The organism is Paenibacillus sp. JT22N1, from assembly GCF_059692155.1.
On sequence record NZ_JCAUAW010000036.1, the window covers coordinates 16,343 to 35,678 of the forward strand.

Annotated in this window: 14 protein-coding genes; 10 read left to right on the forward strand and 4 right to left on the reverse strand. The window is 47.1% G+C overall.

The features are described from left to right. Complete coding sequence (locus tag AC58UU_RS37220; protein WP_497322464.1) at nt 1–957, reverse strand: AAA family ATPase; 957 nt, start codon at nt 955–957, stop codon at nt 1–3. 430 nt (nt 958–1,387) lie between these two features. Here AC58UU_RS37220 and AC58UU_RS37225 point away from each other — a divergent pair, with 430 nt between their 5' ends. The 7 genes from AC58UU_RS37225 (at nt 1,388) to AC58UU_RS37255 (ending at nt 11,609) form a co-directional block, all read left to right on the forward strand. Beyond that, nucleotides 1,388–3,046, forward strand: a complete 1,659-nt coding sequence (locus AC58UU_RS37225) for a response regulator (RefSeq protein WP_497322465.1) — start codon at nt 1,388–1,390, stop codon at nt 3,044–3,046. Nucleotides 3,047–3,127: 81 nt separating this feature from the next. Continuing rightward, entirely contained in the window at nt 3,128–4,855 is a 1,728-nt protein-coding gene (locus tag AC58UU_RS37230) for a cache domain-containing sensor histidine kinase (RefSeq protein ID WP_497322496.1), read from the forward strand. A gap of 12 nt (nt 4,856–4,867) precedes the next feature. Continuing rightward, nucleotides 4,868–5,848 carry a substrate-binding domain-containing protein gene (locus AC58UU_RS37235; protein WP_497322467.1) on the forward strand — a complete coding sequence of 327 codons (981 nt, stop codon included), beginning with the start codon at nt 4,868–4,870 and terminating at the stop codon, nt 5,846–5,848. A gap of 108 nt (nt 5,849–5,956) precedes the next feature. Further along, on the forward strand, nt 5,957–7,030 hold the full coding sequence (locus tag AC58UU_RS37240; protein ID WP_497322469.1) for a galactose ABC transporter substrate-binding protein: 1,074 nt from the start codon (nt 5,957–5,959) through the stop codon (nt 7,028–7,030). 142 nt (nt 7,031–7,172) lie between these two features. Next, complete coding sequence (locus AC58UU_RS37245) at nt 7,173–8,690, forward strand: sugar ABC transporter ATP-binding protein (RefSeq protein ID WP_497322470.1); 1,518 nt, start codon at nt 7,173–7,175, stop codon at nt 8,688–8,690. Nucleotides 8,691–8,708: 18 nt separating this feature from the next. Beyond that, complete coding sequence (gene mglC, locus AC58UU_RS37250) at nt 8,709–9,740, forward strand: galactose/methyl galactoside ABC transporter permease MglC (protein WP_171642657.1); 1,032 nt, start codon at nt 8,709–8,711, stop codon at nt 9,738–9,740. Nucleotides 9,741–9,878: 138 nt separating this feature from the next. Beyond that, nucleotides 9,879–11,609: a methyl-accepting chemotaxis protein gene (locus tag AC58UU_RS37255; protein WP_497322471.1), complete on the forward strand. Its 1,731-nt coding sequence runs from the start codon at nt 9,879–9,881 to the stop codon at nt 11,607–11,609. Between the two features lie 399 nt (nt 11,610–12,008). On the opposite strand, the gene AC58UU_RS37260 is transcribed toward AC58UU_RS37255, so the two are convergent. Genes AC58UU_RS37260 through AC58UU_RS37270 form a run of 3 tightly spaced genes read right to left on the reverse strand, consistent with a single transcriptional unit; the run spans nt 12,009 to nt 14,332 of the window. Next, entirely contained in the window at nt 12,009–12,473 is a 465-nt protein-coding gene (locus AC58UU_RS37260; protein ID WP_497322473.1) for a RidA family protein, read from the reverse strand. Nucleotides 12,474–12,533: 60 nt separating this feature from the next. Beyond that, on the reverse strand, nt 12,534–13,676 hold the full coding sequence (locus AC58UU_RS37265) for an alanine racemase (RefSeq protein ID WP_497322474.1): 1,143 nt from the start codon (nt 13,674–13,676) through the stop codon (nt 12,534–12,536). Beyond that, nucleotides 13,673–14,332, reverse strand: coding sequence for a helix-turn-helix transcriptional regulator (locus tag AC58UU_RS37270; protein ID WP_497322475.1), 660 nt, complete (start codon nt 14,330–14,332; stop codon nt 13,673–13,675). Before AC58UU_RS37270 ends, AC58UU_RS37265 begins: the two co-directional genes overlap by 4 nt. 163 nt (nt 14,333–14,495) lie before the next feature. Here AC58UU_RS37270 and AC58UU_RS37275 point away from each other — a divergent pair, with 163 nt between their 5' ends. The 3 genes from AC58UU_RS37275 (at nt 14,496) to AC58UU_RS37285 (ending at nt 19,318) form a co-directional block, all read left to right on the forward strand. After that, the gene (locus AC58UU_RS37275; protein ID WP_497322476.1) at nt 14,496–16,292 is read left to right on the forward strand and encodes a sensor histidine kinase; all 1,797 of its coding nucleotides are present in this window, start codon (nt 14,496–14,498) and stop codon (nt 16,290–16,292) included. Further along, nucleotides 16,289–17,848 carry a response regulator transcription factor gene (locus AC58UU_RS37280; protein WP_497322477.1) on the forward strand — a complete coding sequence of 520 codons (1,560 nt, stop codon included), beginning with the start codon at nt 16,289–16,291 and terminating at the stop codon, nt 17,846–17,848. The genes AC58UU_RS37275 and AC58UU_RS37280 overlap by 4 nt, the downstream gene beginning before the upstream one ends. 123 nt (nt 17,849–17,971) lie before the next feature. Beyond that, nucleotides 17,972–19,318: an extracellular solute-binding protein gene (locus tag AC58UU_RS37285; RefSeq protein WP_497322479.1), complete on the forward strand. Its 1,347-nt coding sequence runs from the start codon at nt 17,972–17,974 to the stop codon at nt 19,316–19,318. Nucleotides 19,319–19,336: the final 18 nt, after the last annotated feature.

Genomic DNA, 19,336 nt, shown 5'->3' on the forward strand with positions numbered 1-19,336 from the left:
CTACCCCAGCTTCACTTCCGTAGGAACGGGGGTAGCTGCAAGAATACTGACCAGCAGGGCATGCACCTGTTGGTCTTGTTGGCGCGAACGCGTACGCAGCAGGATGCGATGCGCCCAGACGGGCCCCACCAGCGCTTTGATGTCGTCAGGCAGCACGTAGTCGCGGCCGCGAAGCGCCGCGTACACTTGCGCCGACTTCATCAAGGCGCGAACGCCGCGGGGGCTGACGCCAAGCGCGGCATCTGCATGCGAGCGCGTCGCTTCCGCGAGCTGCACGATGTACTGCAGCAGCTCGTCGCTGACGCGCACCTGCGTGAACAAGTGCTGAGCTTCGAGCAGCTCAGCACGGCCCACAACCGGCAGCAGCTGATCAAGTGGATCATGCTGCTGGTAGCGCTTCAAGATCTGGACCTGCTCGGCTGCGGAAGGATAGCCCAGTGAGAGCTTCATCAGGAAGCGGTCGAGCTGAGCTTCCGGCAGGGGGAACGTCCCCTGATTCTCGACAGGGTTCTGCGTGGCAATGACGAGGAACGGAGCTTCGAGCATGCGCGTTTCACCGTCGATGCTCACTTGGCGTTCCTCCATGCTTTCCAGCAAGCTGGACTGCGTGCGCGGCGTCGCGCGGTTAATCTCATCGGCAAGCACGATGTGAGCGAATAACGGCCCTGGGCGGAATTCGAATTCGCCCAGCTTCTGGTTGAAGAAATTGATGCCGCTTACATCTGACGGCAGCAAGTCGGGCGTGAACTGGATGCGCTTCATTGTGCCGTCGAGGGAGCGGGCTAGCGCTTTAGCTAGCTGAGTTTTCCCTGTACCGGGGACATCCTCAAGCAGCACATGCCCGGAAGCAATGAGGGCGATGACCATAAGCTCGACGGTATCGTCCTTGCCAACAATGACCTTACCTACGTTTGCTTTAATAAGTGAAGCGATTCGTCCTATTTGTGCGAAATCCAATGGGGCTTCCTCCTTGTTTGTGAGAGCAGTTTTATTGTAATTCCTGTCTTGTAAGCAGTTTTACGACAATTCCTGTCTACTGAGGGAACGTCGATTTGTTATTTTTTTCGTTAGGGGCCTCTCCAGCGACGCTGAGTGAAGTTTGGTCGCGAAGGCCGAGTCCAACGACGGCTCAATTAATGTTTAATACCGTAAGGCCGCACGATGCTAAGCAGGAGATTGTCCCAGTTTGATGCATATTTAATGGGTTTGCTTTACTCTTTCTCAAGTTTAACAGACTAAAGGTGATTTTTACCATTATTTCCTGATGAGAGCATCAACCAGTTGTTTATTCCATAGGCAGTTAGTACAATGATGTTTATTAAGAATACGCTTACGAGAAGCGCTTACGAAGTAAGCTTTTTATAAGGAAAGCTTTAGGAGGACTGACATGTACAAGCTGCTATTAGTGGATGACGAAGAGGACGTGCGAGAAGGTGTCGTCCGTGAGATAAATTGGGAAGCGATTGGCTTTGAAGTGATAGAGAAGGCGGAGAACGGTAGGGAAGCGCTGGAAATGGTTGAGCGACTGCAGCCGGACGTGGTTGTGACGGATATTCAGATGCCATTTATGAATGGGCTCCAACTAGCTGAAGCGGTCCGTGAGCGTTTTCCAACGATTAAGCTGATCATTCTTACGGGACATGATGAGTTCGAATATGCCCAAAAGGCGATTAAGCTGCACATTGATGAATATGTGCTGAAGCCTTTTTCCGCGCAAGAGCTGATCAATGCTTTGCTAAAGGTGAAGGAGCAGATTCAGGAGGAAGTGTCTCATCGGGAAAATGTACAGCTGCTGAAGGAGCATTACCGCAAGAGTATGCCTGTGCTTAAGGAAAATTTCCTAGCAACGCTTATGAACCGAAAACTCCCGCGCGATGAAGTGTACGAGAAGGCGGCGAACTATGGGATTGATCTCAGTGGGAATAGCTATGTTGTAGCGGTGCTAAGTATCGACGGGGTGCTCATTCATGAAGAGGATTTGGAGAATCGCGGCGAGCTGGCGAAGTCCGTTTCTTTGAAATATTCCGAGGATCAGGCGTTGAAATATTTTGCCCTGCTGAATATTACCGAGGAGATCGCCGATAAACGGCGTCTTGGCCTTGTTTTCATGCATAACGATCAAGTGGTTGTACTAGCCGCGAGGGAGAGCACAGACAGAGAAGCTGCGCTTCAAGAAACAATGAAGGTGCTGGAAGAAGTACGCCAGAATGTAGAGAAATATTTGAAGTTTACGCTTACCGTTGGAATCGGAACTGTTATGAAAGACATAACCAAGATTAGTTATTCGTATGAAGATGCCGTGTTGGCGCTCGACTACAGGCTTATCTTAGGCAACAACCGCATGATCTACATCGATGATGTGGAAAAGCGAAACGTAGAGAAGATTCGTTTTGACGATGTGAAGGAGCATGCCTTGACGCGCTGCATTAAGGTCGGGACGAGTCAGGAGATTCGGGAGACGATGGATGAGCTTTTTCAAGGGATTGAGGGCGGTGTTTCCGTTAAGGACTACCAAATTTATTTACTCGAAATATTGACTTGTATTCTGAAAGCAGCCAAGGACTCAAACCTTAACGTCGATGAGGTATTTGGCGATCATTTTATTCCTTTTACTGAGATTAATAAATTCACATCCTTGGAAGAAGCCAAGCATTGGCTTGCCGAACTATGTGCCAGCATGATGAATCATATCGCGACGGATCGTCAATATACGTACAAGAACCTGGTCGAAATGGCCAAGGATTATACGAAGAGCCACTATCATGAAGGGGATATTACGATTAATAAAGTGTGCGGCCACCTGCATATTAGCGCGGGGTATTTCAGCAGTATTTTCAAAAAAGAGACGAAAATGACCTTCGTGAACTATTTGAACCATATTCGTATGGAAGCGGCCAAGGAGCTCTTGCGTTCTACGGATATGAAGGCACTTGAGATCGCGGAGAAGGTTGGCTATGCCGATGCCAATTATTTCAGCTTTTCGTTCCGCAAAAATGTCGGTGTTTCCCCCAAAGAGTACCGTAACAACAGTTCCAAAGGGCTTTAGTGTTAAAGGAGTGGGTGGTAAAGTTTGAAACGTAAAGTGAGAACGCTATTCGAGGCTTTGTATAACGTACTGCTGGACACGATGAGAGTGAAGAGCATTCAATTTACGATTACGATGTCGTTTATTTTGATTACGGTGATCGTCATGTTGATCGTCTCGCTAGTGCTTTATAATAAATTTTCTAGAACGGCGGAAGAGAGTGCTTTTTTGAATACGCAGCAGGTGATTGAGCAGGTACAGTTTAACTTAGAACATTATATTAAAGGCATGGCGGACACCTTCGAGGTTGTCGATGCGAAAATTGCTAAGAGTCGTGGCATTCCTACGGACAAGCTGCTCGAGCAGTTGGAAACGATCGCGAGCACGCGTGAGGATATTGTCTCTATTCACCTTTTTACAGCAGATGGCGGACTAGTAACCGGCATTCCCACGACCGAAATGCGCAAAAATACGCGTCTTCTCGAGCAGTCGTGGTTTAAGTCTGCGCTGGATAATCCAAACCATCTCACTTTTTCCCTACCGCATATACAGAATCTGTTCAAGGATCCTTATAAATGGGTCGTTTCCATGAGCAAAGGCGTTTCCATTGAAAAGGATGGGAAATGGGTGGAGGCTGTGCTGCTCGTAGATGTTAATTTCAAGACGCTGGATGACGTGTTTCGTACGGTTTCTCTTGGCAAAAAAGGCTATGTATACATCATCGATGACTCTGCCGGAAACATTGTCTATCACCCGCAGCAGCAGCTTATTTATATTGGCTTGAAGTATGAAAATGTGGAGCAAGCGCTCAAATTTTCGTATGGAAAATACATGGATGTCAGCGATGGCGAGTCGCGGCTGAATGTGGTCAGGACGGTTAATAACATCGGTTGGAAAATTATTGGCGTCTCTTACATGGATGAAATGGTTACAACACGCAAGGAAATCAGTACGTTCATGATTTGGCTTCTCGTCATTGTCCTTGTTTTCATTTTGTTGATCTCGTCCTTTATGTCTGCGCGTATTTCGCAGCCTATTAAGCGACTGAAGAAGTCGATGGAAATGGTCGAAAAGGGCCATTTTGACACCTATATTCATGTTCGGGGCGCTGATGAAGTGGAGCAGCTTTCGCGGAGATTCAATCTGATGGTCTCACGGGTTCGTGAGCTGATGGATCAAAGTATCCATGAGCAGGAGACGAAGCGGAAGAATGAGCTGGAGGTACTGCAGTCTCAGATTAATCCGCATTTTTTGTACAATACACTCAATTCCGTTGTTCGGATGGTCGGTAATGGAAAGAATGAAGACGTCGTCAAAACTATCACATCCTTGTCTAAGTTTTTCAGGATATCGCTGAGCAAGGGTAAGAATATCATTTCAATCGGGGAAGAGATCGAGCACATTCGGAATTATTTGATCATCCAGAAGATGCGGTATAAGGATAAGTTCGATTACGAGATTCAGGTAGATGATGAGGTACTGCCCTACAAGACGTTGAAATTGATTTTACAACCTTTTGTGGAAAACGCGCTCTATCATGGCATTGAATATATGGTGGACGAAGGCCTCATTCACATATCGGTCGGCAAGGACAAAGAGAAGATCCTATTCGAGATTCGGGATAACGGTGTCGGTATGTCAGAAGAAACGCTAAAAAACATCCTGACCGGTCAGGTGAAAAGTGAAAAAGGGTCCGGTGTAGGCCTGCGAAATGTGCATGAGCGTATCCAGTTATACTTCGGTTCGGAGTATGGGGTCAAGGTTGAAAGTGAGCTGGAAGAAGGAACTACCGTCAAGATTTGGATTCCTTTAGTCTTGGAAGATGAATAGGGAGGAGAAGCCATGGATAAAACAATGAAAGTAAGACCCCTACTATTTGCCATCCTGGTAGCCGTCATCTCCATGTCCTCCTGTTCCAAACAAACGGAGACCACACCAACCGAGCAGAAAAAACATTTTGAGGTTGTACTCCGAAGCCAAAACGGGGATTACTGGAAGACGGTGAAAATCGGCGCTGAGGTGGCCGCGAAGGAGTTTGATGTTGCGCTGGATTTCCGTGCACCTGGCGATGAAGCGGACGTGAAGGGGCAAATCGCTTTAATGGAGCAATCGATCAGCAGCGGACCGGACGCCATTGTGTTGGCTCCTAACAGTTATAAGCAATTGTCTGAGGTTGTGGATGATGCGTCCATGCGAGGAATTCCTGTCATCACGATAGACTCTGAAGTGGAGACACGTAAAGCTAAGAGCTTTATCGGGGCTAATAATTATGAGGCGGGGCAATTGGCAGGCAAACAGCTCATCAAGCTGGCTGGGACAAGCGGTGATATTGCTATTGTTAGCTTTATGCAAGGAGAGCGCAATACAGAGCTTCGGGAACAAGGTCTTTTGGAAGAATTATCTAAATACCCGGATGTTAAGGTGATTGATAAGGTTTACAGTATGACTGATTATGAGCTTGCTGCGCAGCTAACCCGTAACATGATGGAGAAGTATCCCCAATTAGACGGGATTGTTGCTCTGAACGAAATCTCGTCCATTGGCGTTGCGCATGCGATTCAAAGTATGAACCTGCAGGACAAAGTGAAAATCATCACATTCGATAGCACATCCGAAGAGCTGGAGCTGCTGCAAGAGGGTGTCATCCAAGCGACGATCATTCAGAATCCTTTCAGTATCGGGTATTTGGGTGTAAAGAACGCGGTTGAAGCTTCGAATGGGAAGAAGGTCCCCAGCCGCGTGGATACAGGGATTAAAGCCATTGACTTGGATAATATGTTCTGGTCGGATAATCAGAAGCTGCTGTTCCCTTTTATAAAGTGATGAGAATTTTGATAGAACATATGAGGATATTGCATTTGTTTCGGTAATTGAATCCATTATAGTAAGGAATGTAAATACACAACACAACCTTTTAGGGAGGGTCTTATCTTGAAAAAATTGATTACTCTTGCAGTAGCAGGCGCATTGGTTGCAACCGTGGCAGGCTGTGGCAATAAAGCAGCAACACCTTCACCAGCTCCAGCAGCAACTACAGGTGCAGCAGCAACTCCAAAAGCTGCAGACACAGCTAAAAAACCAACAATTGGTGTAGCCATCTACAAATTTGACGATACATTCATGTCTGGTGTTCGCGCCGCGATCTCTGATGCTGCTAAAGATAAAGCAACAGTTGATATCGTTGACAGCCAGAATTCACAACCAACACAAAATGATAAAGTCGATCTTTTCATCACGAAAAAAGTAAACGCTCTAGCGATTAATGCAGTTGACCGTACAGCGGCAGGCGTTATCATCGATAAAGCAAAAGCTGCAAACGTTCCAGTTGTTTTCTTGAACCGTGAGCCTCTTGCTGACGACATGAAGAAATGGGATAAAGTTTACTACGTAGGCGCTAAAGCAGAGCAATCCGGTACGATGGAAGGCCAACTGCTGGTTGACTACTTCAAAGCTCACCCAGAAGCGGATAAAAACAAAGACGGTAAAATTCAATACGTTATGCTGAAAGGCGAGCCAGGACATCAAGATGCTGAGCTTCGCACGAAGTTCTCCATCCAAGCGATCACAGATGCTGGTCTGGGTGTAGAAAAAGTAGCGGAAGATACAGCTATGTGGGACCGCGTTAAAGGTCAAGAAAAAATGGCAGCATTCCTAGCTTCCAGCGAAAGCAAAATCGAAGCTGTTCTTGCGAACAACGATGATATGGCTCTTGGCGCTATCGAAGCTTTGAAAGCAAAAGGCTATTTCAAAGATAACAAATTCTTACCGGTTGTAGGCGTAGATGCTACAGCTCCTGCTCTTCAAGCGCTTAGCGATGGAACATTGCTCGGAACGGTTCTGAACGATGCGAAAAACCAAGGTGCAGCAACAACGAATGTAGCAGCAGCACTTGCTAACGGTAAAACACCTAGCAAAGAAACAACAGGCTACGATGTAACGGACGGTAAATATGTATGGATTTCCTACAAAAAGATTACAAAAGCTAACATGAACGAAGCGAAGTAATCCGAATAGAAGCGGGCAAGAGCAGCGATGTATCATACGCGGGCGCTCTTGCCTTCCTTATTTGGGAACCCATGCAAAGCTAAAGAGAAAACGAAGAAAGGCTTCACTGTGGGGATTATCGTGAGCTGTAGGGGGAGTTACCATGACTGTAAATGACTATTTATTGGAAATGAATCAAATCTCCAAAGAATTCCCCGGCGTCAAAGCGCTGGATAACGTTACCCTCAAAGTTCGCCCGGGAAGCGTGCATGCGCTGATGGGAGAGAACGGTGCGGGCAAATCGACACTGATGAAATGCTTGTTCGGTATTTATAAGCCGGATGGTGGAGAAATCAAATTGAATGGCGAAGTCGTTTCCATTCAAAGTTCGAAAGATGCTTTAGAGAACGGCATTTCCATGATCCATCAAGAGCTTCATCCAGTTCCTCATCGTAACGTAATGGAGAATATCTGGCTTGGCAGATTTCCACTAAAAGGGATCGGACCTTTGAAATTAGTGGATCACAAGAAGATGCGTAAAGATACAGAGAATTTGTTCAAACAGCTACAGATGGATATTAAGCCGGATACACTGGTAGGGACGTTATCTGTTTCTAAGGTGCAATCCATTGAAATTGCCAAGGCTGTGTCATTCAATTCGAAAGTCATTGTTATGGATGAGCCGACTTCTTCACTAACGGGTAACGAAGTTGAGCAGCTGTTTCGCATCATTCGCGACCTGAGAAGTCGTGGCGTTTCGATCATCTATATTTCACATAAAATGGAAGAAATTCTCGAAATTTCAGATGAAGTGACGATTATGCGCGACGGTACCAAGATTGGTACGTGGGCATCGTCGGAGTTAACGACCGACATGATTATTTCGAAGATGGTCGGACGAGATCTGAAGGAGCGTTTCCCTGAGCGCAGCAATGTGCCGAACGGTGTATTAATGAAAGTCGAAGGACTGACTTCTGTCATTCCAAGATCATTTAAGAATGTATCCTTTGATCTTCGTAAGGGTGAGATTCTTGGAGTCGGCGGTCTTGTTGGTGCTCAGCGGACGGAGTTGATCGAAGCTTTGTTCGGGATGAGAGGTGTTGCTTCCGGCAGCATTTTCATGCATGGCAAGCAAGTGAAGCTCAAGTCGCCGATCGATGCTATTAAGCAGAAAATCGCTTTGCTCACAGAAGAGCGTCGTGTAACGGGAATTTTCCCCGTATTATCTGTTCTTGAGAACACCGTGATTGCGAATTTGGGCAGATATATGAATCCACTAGGCTTCATTAACGAAGCTAAACGTAAAGTAGAAGTCGAACGAAGTATCGAAATGCTTCGGGTGAAGACACCGAATATGCACGCGCTGATTAAGAACCTGTCAGGTGGTAATCAACAAAAGGTGCTGCTAGCCAGATGGCTGCTCACAGAACCGGACGTGCTTCTGCTTGATGAACCGACACGGGGAATTGACGTAGGTGCTAAATTCGAAATTTACTCCATCATCGCTGACCTTGCGAAGCAGGGGAAAAGTATTATCATGATCTCTTCTGAAATGCCCGAACTGTTAGGGATGTCAGACCGAATCATGGTCATGTGTGAAGGACGCCTTACAGGCATTGTAGAAGGAAATAAAGCAACTGAAGAAGAGATCATGCGCCTTGCTGCACAGCATATGGCATAATGGAGGGGGCCAAGAACCATGAGTACGAAGACAGAAACATTGAAATCCAGAGACATTAGTGGGTTCGTGACCAAATATGCAATTTACATCGTATTAGTCGTGTTAGTTATCGGTATCGCGATATATGATCCACGTTTTTTATCTGTAAATATCCTACGTGATATTTTACTGCAGTCATCCACACGCGTCATTATCGCCTTGGGTGCGGCATTCATCTTGATCACAGGGGGAACGGATCTTTCGACCGGACGTATCGTCGGCTTGACCGCCGTTATCTCCGCTTCCATGCTGCAAACTCAGGAGTATGGTCGAAGATTTTTCCCGAATTTGCCGGAGCTGCCATTGATCGTGCCGATCCTTATTGCGATTGCAGCCGGTCTATTGGTAGGTCTGATCAATGGGATCATTGTTGCAAAATTCAAGGTTCCACCGTTCATCGCAACTTTGGGTACCATGGTAGCTGTATACGGAGCTAACTCCTTATACTTTGATATGAAACCGAATCAATCACAACCGATTGGCGGATTGAGATCAGATTTCAGTCAGCTGGGGACAGGCGCGATCGGAACCGGTTCTACTTATTCCATTCCTTACATTGTCATTATTGCCATTGTCGTATCTATCATCGTTTGGATTGTGTTCAACAAAACGAAGCTGGGGAAATATATGTACGCCATCGGCGGCAACATTCATGCAGCAGTCGTTTCAGGTATTAACGTAAACCGTTACCTCATCTACATCTATGCGATTGCTGGCGCTTTGTATGGTCTAGCAGGGGTGCTAGAAGCAGCAAGAACGGGTGGCGCAACGAATAACTACGGGAATATGTACGAGCTTGATGCGATCGCAGCTTGCGTCGTCGGTGGTGTATCCACTTCCGGTGGTATCGGGACTGTACCTGGTGTTCTTGCAGGGGTTTTAATTTTCAGCGTTATCAACTATGGTTTAACGTTTATCGGAATTAGTCCTTACTGGCAGTTGATTATTAAAGGTGTCATTATCGTCGCGGCTGTTGCCTTCGATATGCGTAAATACATGAATTCCAAATAAATTATAGTTAAACACCAAAAACGCTCCATTTCATTTGGTTATAGGTAATAATGTGAAACAGGCTGTCGCGATTTAACGACAGCCTGTTATCGTGTATAAAATGAAAGCGATTACTGACGTCTGTAGGAGGGCATAGTTATGGCAAATCGTAATTCGGCTAGCTGGAGAAAACGACTATTTTCGGTTTCTTTGAGAAGCAAAATTGTAGGTACATTTGTTATTGTATCTTTACTCGTTGCTGTAACCAGCGGCATGTCGTATACATACTTAAATAAAGTAGATAGTTCCTATTCCAAGCTCTTGAATGATAATGTCACTATTCTTCGAAATGTTTCTGAGATCAAAGAGAAAACGCAAATACAAAACAGCATGCTGTTCGGATACGTTTTAGACCCTACGAAGGACAAAGAGAAGCTTTTGACGGAAATGAATGGAACACTTTCTTCGATCATTACAAAGATGGGAGAGGTTTCGAAGAACGAGGATGAGCAAAGTGCAATCCAATCCATGGTAGACTCGAACATGACGTTTGCTCGTCTAGTGAAGAAAGTGACGGAATACGCCGACAAAGGGAACGTGGCTCTAGCCAAAGCAGAGGCGACGCAGTGGGCTATTCCGACAACGGAAACATTGACGCAGGCTGCCGCGAAGATTGAAGAGTTGGAAAGGAAGGTCCAGGAGGAAGCTTCTGCCCGCAATCATGATGTGGTTGTATCGACCGTTCAAACGTTGATCTGGGTCAGTGTAGCAGCTTTTCTTTTCGCCTTGGTCATCGGCCTCTTGCTGTCCCGCATGATTGTTAATCCCATACGTTCTATGGTACAAGTAGCTGAACGAATTGCAGCATGTGATTTAACGGTTGGTGACATTAACGTGAAGAATAGGGACGAACTACGACATTTGGCTACCGCTTTTAATCAAATGAAAGCCAATCTACATAGCTTAATTAGTCAGGTAGGGAGCAGTGCCCAACACGTCGCTGCAGCATCGGAAGCGCTAAGCAGCAATTCTGAGCAAGTTAGCGAATCTTCGGAACGCATTACATACACAGTCCAGGACATTTCGATGGGTACGGATGCGCAAGTTCGTAGTGTACACTTGGGAGTCTCCATCATGGAGGAAATGTCAGCAGCCGTCATTCAGATTGCAAGCGTCACGCAGTCGGCTAACCATCAGTCTTTCCTTGCGCAGCAAGAGGCAGGGGAGGGGAATGCGGCTGTCGAGACAGCGATTAAGCAGATGAATGCTATCTATCAGAAGATGATGGAACTTGCTGAATCGGTACAGAGGCTCGGTCAACGGTCTGAACAAATCGTCAATGCGAACGCGATGATTGCAGGTATTGCGCGGCAGACAAACATGCTGGCGCTCAATGCCTCCATTGAAGCGGCACGCGCCGGAGCCGCTGGCAAAGGTTTTGCGGTCGTCGCTGACGAGGTCCGCAAGTTATCTATGCAGACGGGAGCAGCTGCGGAAGAAGTCGCTCTTCTTGTTTCCAGTATTCAGGATGAAACAAGAGAGGTTGTCAGTTCCACCGAGGCTGGGAGCCGAGAGGTGCAGACGGGGCTTGAGGTGGTCGGCGTAGCGCGGGATACTTTCAAACGTATTCGCGATGCGATGGACGAAGTTGCGAGGCAGATCGAGGAAGTGGCGGGAAGTTCGGCCGCTATTTCCGAGAAAACACGCGCAGCCGTGGATGTGATTCGCGCGATCGATGAAGTCGCCGGACAGACCGCAGCGGGAGCAAGAAATGTATCTTCCAACATCGAGGGCCAGTACGCGAGTATGGAGGAGATATTCTCCTCAGCGACAGTGCTGAACAGCATGGCTGCTGATTTGCAAACCTTAATCGGAAGATTCCGCGTGTGAGGAGTATAGCTAACTCCGAATTTCGGAGAATTCCTCGGTTGGGTAGGATGAGCAGGCTAATTATGCTACTTTTGAGTGCTAAAGAGTGCTGAAGAGTGGGCTAAAGAGAGCTAAAGATTGGCTAAAGAGAGCTTAAGAGGAACGACAAGCCGCTATTTCGGGAAAAATGTGCTGAAAGTCGAATCTAACGGAACGTGAGGGCTCTATTTTAGGAAAATAGAGCTCTTTAGGTCGCGAAGCAGCGAAATAGCGAATCCTCGTTCCTCATAGTGGATGAAACTGGCGTTTTTCGTTCAAATAAGGCTTCTACGTTCCTTTTTGTGGAACATGCGGAACATTTGAGTTTAAAACAAGGACCTGAGGCAGCGCCTCAGGTCCTTGTTTATGTTGAGCTCGATACTAATCTCGCACTTCTACGATAAGTTCAATTTCCACTGGTGTGTGAAAAGGCAGATCACTCGTACCAATCGCTGAACGAGCATGTTTGCCCTGCTCACCGAACACAGCCACTAACAAGTCAGAAGCGCCGTTGATGACATAGGGTTGATCGCCAAAGCCCGGAGCGCTGTTGACGAAACCGAGCATTTTCACGATTTTGACAACTCGATCCAAGTCTCCAAGATAGCCCTTCATAACCGCAAAGCAATTGATAATGGTTTGACGGGCTGCCGCTTGCCCTTGCTCGATCGTTACTTCGCGGCCAAGTTTGCCTTCGTACATAAGTTCACCGTTAATACGGCAATCCTGACCGGATAAGTAAATGAGATTCCCTGTCTGATTGCAAGGAATATAAGTGAAACGCGGTTCTGGGGATGGGGGAAGCGTGATACCTAGCTCTTGTAGACGTTGTTCAATTTGGGACATAATGTTGACCTCCAAGTCAAATGATGATTAAATCGGCAGTAAGCTCCCAGATTGCTTAGCTTACTCCAACATACCTCGTGCAAGCACCGGCAAGTGCTCAAACGCATCACCGCGCTGCATGATAACCTGATTGTGCAGATTGACGGTGCTGCAGATGTGATTAGGGATAATACGCAGCTTGTCGCCTACCTGTATGTTGGCCGCTTGGGCCATTGGTCCAAGATCAACCATGCCATGTTCTTCAGATAAGCGAACGAGAAGCGCATCTTCTAGGTTCATGATGTGCCCGAAGCCCCGCAGCTGAAGCGGCTCCGTGCCTGGTTGCACATCGGTAGCGAATGTTTTGCTGCCGCCATCAATGATCGCGAGATCCGCTGACGGGCGGCTAACGACGGTGACAAGCACGCTGCCAGCGCAGTCTTCGATGCCGCAGAGGCCTAAGCGGGCTTGCATCCGATCGTAGTACACGTAGGTGCCTGGGCGGACCTCCGTCACGCCTTCAACAGCAGCGGCGGAAGCGGCCGTCGGTGTGGATCCGACGCTAACGTCCGTGATAGCGATGCCCTGCGCTCTAAGACGCTCGGCCAGCTGCACCATCAGCGTGCCTTCTTCTTGACCGGCTGCAGCCACGTCGAGAGTAGGCTTTCCTGCTAGCAGGGAGCCACGAAACGTATAGATGCCGGTCAGCCGCAAATGCGGCATGCGGGCGATCTCCGCGGCGAGCGCGGAGGCTTGCTCGTAGAGTACGCCGGTTCTGCGAAAGCCAGTATCGATTTCTAGCCGGACTTGCAGCGAGTGGCCAAGTCGGCTAGCGCACTTCTCTAATTGCTGAGCGCCTGCCAAGCTGTCGACGCCGACGATCAGCTCGATTTGCTCGCTTAAGCGAATCGCTCTTTCAATTTTGCTTGCGGTTACAAGGGGATAGGCGATGAAAATATTGTTAACGCCACCCGCCGCCATAACCTCTGCTTCAGACACTTTCGCTACCGTGATACCGACAGCGCCAGCCTCAATTTGTTGGAGTGCGACTGAAGGGAGTTTATGCGTTTTCGCATGCGGACGCAGCTTCACATGATGTTGACTGATAACATTAGCCATTGCTTGAATGTTACGATCCATGCGATCTGCGTCAATAAGCAGGCAAGGTGTCTCTAATGTTTCTGTTGTCTCCAATGTTTCCAAGCTCTCCATCTTTTTCATCATCCCTCCACACTCTCTTTCACGGCACTTTTGCCTTCTTCTAAGTGGCTATAAAGGGTATACTTTGAGATATTTAAATAGGTGCAAATTTTCTCGCCACCTTTTTTAATCAGAAAAGCACCTTTGGCATCGAGAAGTTGAATCATGCGCATTTTGTCTTCCTTGGTCATAACCGCAACAGGTTTGCCTACTTGCTCTTGTGCTTCTTGAATAAGGGCATCAAGCAGATCGCTTACACTCGTAACGAAAGATTCCTTTACTTCTGTTTGTTCACCAGGACGTATAAGCGTCTGCAGCGTTTTCTCTGCGATCATCAGCTCTGTGATATCATAGTTAATGCACAGCGAGCCAATAATAGTGCCTGCTTTATTTTTCATATACATCGAACTGGAGCGCAGAATGCGTCCAGCTTTGGTTTGTGTTAAATAGTTAAACTTGTTGCCGTTTACATGATTTCCGCGCAGCAGCTCCAAACCCAGATTCGTTCCGGGATCTCCGACTTTACGTCCTGTAATGTGACCATTCGCAATCGCGACGATGGAGCTGTCGTACGGACCTGTCAAGTCATGCAGCACGACTTCGCAGTTGTCTCCGAATTGAGCGGCAAGCCCTGTCACAAGATCGGTCAAAAACCCAAATTCATCTTGAATTGATTCCATGCCTGTCATCTCCCCGTGTAAGGTTATTCTGAGAAAAATGGTAACACAAACAGGTTGAATGTCAAACAAAAAGTTTGTTTAACTAAAAAAAAGTATGATTTTCTGGCAATGCTCATGGTACTATGTAAAAAAGATCATTGCAGGACCGAAGGAGGGATCACCCATGAGACGCTGGTTTGCCAAATCCCTGAAACGTAAACTGTCATTGCTTATTTTATTCGCAGTTGTATTACCGCTGCTTTCAATGGGGATCGTTTCCTATAGCATCGCAACATCGGTGACGGAAGATAAAGCGAAGCAGGCGGGGATGAACACACTGAAGCAAATGTCGGACAAGCTTGATTTTGTCATTCAAGACGTTGAGAATATGTCGGTCTTTCTGATCGGGCAAAAGGATATTCAAACGTATCTCGATAACGAAGAAGGAGACGTCAACAGCTATTCCCTTATTGTTGGCACCCTATGGAATTTATCGTATTCCAAAAAATATATCTCCAACATTACGATTACTCCGAAAAACGGCAATCCTGCTCTTTCAACAACGACCATAACCAATTCAGGATTATATCCTCTCTTACAACAATATGAATCCGTTTACAAGCCAGCTTCCAAATGGTGGTCTCCACTGTATGAAAACCAAACATCGGACGGACCAAAGAAGGTTATTTCACTCGTCAGACCTATACGTGATTTTAGTACTTTTAAGACGATAGGTACTTTGACCGTTTCGTTAGATCAGGCAGAGATCGAGCGTTATTTGACAGGTGCAGGCTGGGAAAGCAGTGGGTTCGTTCTATTGTTAGATCAATATGATCAGATCATTTCGGGTGGCGATCCGAGTTGGTTAGCACGAACCGTCGGTGAAATTTTTCCGAAAATGGGGGGGCTAGCGGATTCAAGTAGTGTGCTGAACGTAAAAAAAGGGGAACAGCCGCATACGGTTTTGTATAATCCGATTCCTCGATTAGGCTGGAAATTGGTTGGTTTCATCCCTACAGAAATCTATCAAAAGCAAAATGGTTACGTGCTCACAGTGACAGCTGTTACGATTGTAATTGCCCTGCTGCTAGCTATGGGGATGGTGCTTTACTTCTTGCAATGGGTAACAAAGCCCTTGATCAAATTGACGAAGTATCTGAAGGATCTGAATCCAGATGAGACGATTCCTACCTATGAGGTGAAAAGCGTCGATGAAGTCGGACTGCTTGTCCACAGCTATAATAAGCTGAGTGAACGGATAGGAAGACTGAAGGATCAAGTACAGCTGAACGAGGCGATGAAAAAGGAAGCGGATATTATGGCTCTGCAGGCACAGATCAATCCGCATTTTCTATATAATACACTCTCCTCCATACACTGGATTGCCTTGATGAATAAGGATCGTCAAATTGCTGAAATGGTGGGTGCGCTCAGTGATTTCTTGAGATTTAGTTTGAATAAGGGCGAGGAGTTTTGTGCCGTTCAGCAGGAAATTTCTCATGCACAAAACTATGCCTATATACAAGCTATTCGGTTTCCAGACCAGTTTGAGATTGAATTTTTTATCGATCCCGCGATGGTGCATACCTCGATGCTGAAGCTGCTTCTACAGCCACTGATTGAGAACAGCCTTATTCATGGCATCCAGAAGAAAAAAGCGAAGGGTCACGTCTATGTGCACGGAGAACTGAAGGATGGTCAAATGAAATTCGTTGTTGAAGATACCGGAATAGGCATGGATGAAACGAAGCAACGCGCGATTCAAGATCAGCTCGCTTTGGCCAATCGTCAACTGGGTATGCTAAGCGAAGTCGCTAAAGAAACGAAGATAGCTGTTACTAGCTACGGACTTATCAATGTTCACCGGAGATTGTTACTGCATTATGGAGTAGAATCTGGGCTTATTGTTGAGAGTACGCAGGGTGTGGGGACGAGCATTTCATTTTCAATTCCTCTTGGGATGGGAGAACTAGTGACATGAGAATCTTGATTGTAGATGATGAGGTTATTATACGAACAGGTCTTTGTACCGTAATTGATTGGAAAGAGCTCGGACTAGAACTGCTTCCGGCCGCCTCTTCTGCTGAAGAGGCCTTAGAGCGCATATCTGAAGAGAAACCGCATATTGTGCTGACCGATATTCGTATGTCAGGTATGGACGGTATCGAGCTTGCACGCGAGGTGAAAGCGATGCTGCCGGATACGGAGATCGTTATCCTTACAGGTTACGATGACTTCAGTTATGCCCAGCAGGCACTGCGCGAAGGTGTGACCGATTACTTGTTGAAAACAAGTCGTCCGGAAGAGATTATTAAAGCTGCGCTGAAAGCGAAGCAGAACATAATGGATAAATGGGAGTCGATCAAACAAGATAACCTTCAACAGGCTGCACTGCGCAATCAGTTGTTGGAACGGGTGCTGGGTCGAGGATTGAACGATGATAGGGAAGCTCAAGAGCAGCTGCAAGTATGGTTTAGCAAGAATGGTGTAGATGTTCACCCTGAGACAGGTGAGTCTGCAGCGATGCAAGTTCTCCTGATCTCTGTGTCCGGATGGGGAGAGACGCCTATCATGGAGCTTCTGCAAGGAGCTGCAGAGAATATCCTCTTCGAGCTGCTCCCGTGCGTCACGCTGATGAAAAAGGACCATTTGCTGCTTGTCGTGCGTCACGAAGTCGGGATGACCGACCAAGCTGGGCTGACAAAGGCGCTTAAGCGCGTTACCGAAACGCTCAAATGCTCGGCTTTTGCAGCGCTTGGAACCGTAACGCAGGATTACGAAGGCCTTCGGGAATCTTATCGTACGGCGAAAGAAGTTTTTGCTTACCAAGGGCTGCTCGGTGCACAAGGACTGTTTACGGTTAAAGATATCAGGGAGCGCAGCGGAGGTCGTACGGTTTGCACAGAGAAGGAAGAAGCAGAGCTTACGGCGATCTTGATGAGCGGCAATGCCACAGAGCTGAGGCACTGGGTGAACCAGAAGGTACGGGCTCTGATGGAAGATGCCGCAGCGACGCCGCTTACGGTGCAGGGTTATTTGCAGTCGATGATCATTGCGGGTCATCGATGGCTTGAACGGGCCAGTTCTTCTCAAGAGGGAACCGTTCCTCTTAGCACACTGCCTACCTATGAGGGGGAAGGGCGTCCCGAAGATGAAGTCTTTAAGGTGCTATCTGCCGTGATGACGCGTTTTCATCAAGGCTTGGATCAGAATCGCTACGCGTATATTCACAAGTCCATTGCCTATATCCGGGACAATCTGCATCAGCCGATTTCGCTTCAGCAGGTGGCTGGATTCGTGCATGTGAATCCCAATCATTTTAGCGAGGTGTTCAAGCGGGAGACAGGCTGTACCTATATCGAATTCGTCACTCAGGAACGGATGAAACGCGCGGTGGATATCCTCCAGGGCACTCAGACCAAAGTCAGCGATATTGCAAGAAGAGTGGGCTATGAAGATATCAAATACTTTACGCAGCAGTTCAAAAAGTATACGGGAAGAACGCCATCCGAATTTCGGCAAGGGAATAAAGACTGAATAATGTCCCCCTCTGCGCCGAAGTTTCTCCCGTACCACCTCCTGAATATGTCCTCTATACTAAAGTTCATAGAGAGAGCTTGAGCTTATGTATCTACGAAAACTTTTAGGAGGTCCAAACAAATGAAAAAGTCATTGATCGTTACACTGGCGGCTACGATTTCATTAGCTTTATTAGCCGGTTGTGGTTCAAGTGGAACAAAAGAGGGTGCTGCGGGTACCACTTCTCCCAAATCGACAGATGCAGCCAAACCAGCTGAGAAAGTGAAATTATCGATTTGGCACAACTATACAGGCGAAGATCTCCGCGCCAAAACGATGCGTGAATATATGGAGAAGTTCAAGAAAGATCACCCGAATGTCGAGTTAGATATACAGGGAATCCCGCCCGATGGTTACCGTCCACGTTTAAAAACGGTAGCTGCCGCTAATGAAATGCCAGATCTTTTCGTGATGTGGCCAGGTGTCATGACCAAGGAATTCGTCGGTGGTGACTTGATACAGCCGATTAATGAGCTGCTGGATAGCAAAGCGGAATGGAAGAACGGTTTCATGCCAGGGTCATTTGATGATTTCACCATCTCAGGCAAAACCTACAGCGCACCGATGGCTCTATCTCCTACTTCTATCCTTTACTACAACAAAGAAATCTTTAACAAATATAATGTACAGCCGCCTAAGACATGGGACGATCTCATGAAGCTGGTGGATACGTTCAAAAAGAATAATGTTACACCAATCGCACTTGGTAACAAAGCGGCATGGGTTGCGCAGTCCAGCATTCTCAGCTCACTTGCAGACCGTGTAACAGGTACGGAATGGTTCCTGAAAGCAGTGGATCAGAATGGCGCCAAATTTACGGATCCAGAATTCGTACAAGCCTTGACGTATCTTCAACAGCTTGGTAAGGCTGGGGCTTTCCAAGAAGGCTTCAACAGCATTGATAATACACAAATGGAACAAATGTTCGCTCAAGGTAAAGCGGCCATGATGATCGATGGTGGTTGGGCATTACCGAACTTAGCGTCGAATACATCCAAAGAAGCATTAGCTAACATGGCTGTTACCGTTCTGCCATCGGTGCCTAACGGTAAAGGTGATCCGAACACCCTTTCAGGCGTAGTAGGAACAGGACTTGGGATGAGTAAGAAAGTTACCGGCGCACAGAAAGCTGCCGCTTATGAACTGATCTATACGTTGTCTGGCCCAGAAGCACAGAAAGCTATTTTGGAAAGCAACCAGCTCGTTAGCTACAAAGTAGACTTGGATACAACGAAAGTATCTTCCTTGTTTGCAGAAGTGTACAAAATGATGAGCACGGTCAAGAAAACGCCAGTTTACGATGGCAAGCTTAGCTCCGCCAGTGCGGATGTCGTGAATAATGGACTTCAAGAGCTCCTCATGGGTGGCAAGCCTGAGGATATTGCCAAGAAAATTCAAGACTCGCAAGCTAAAGCCGTCGGCAAATAAAGTACGGACAAAGGACTC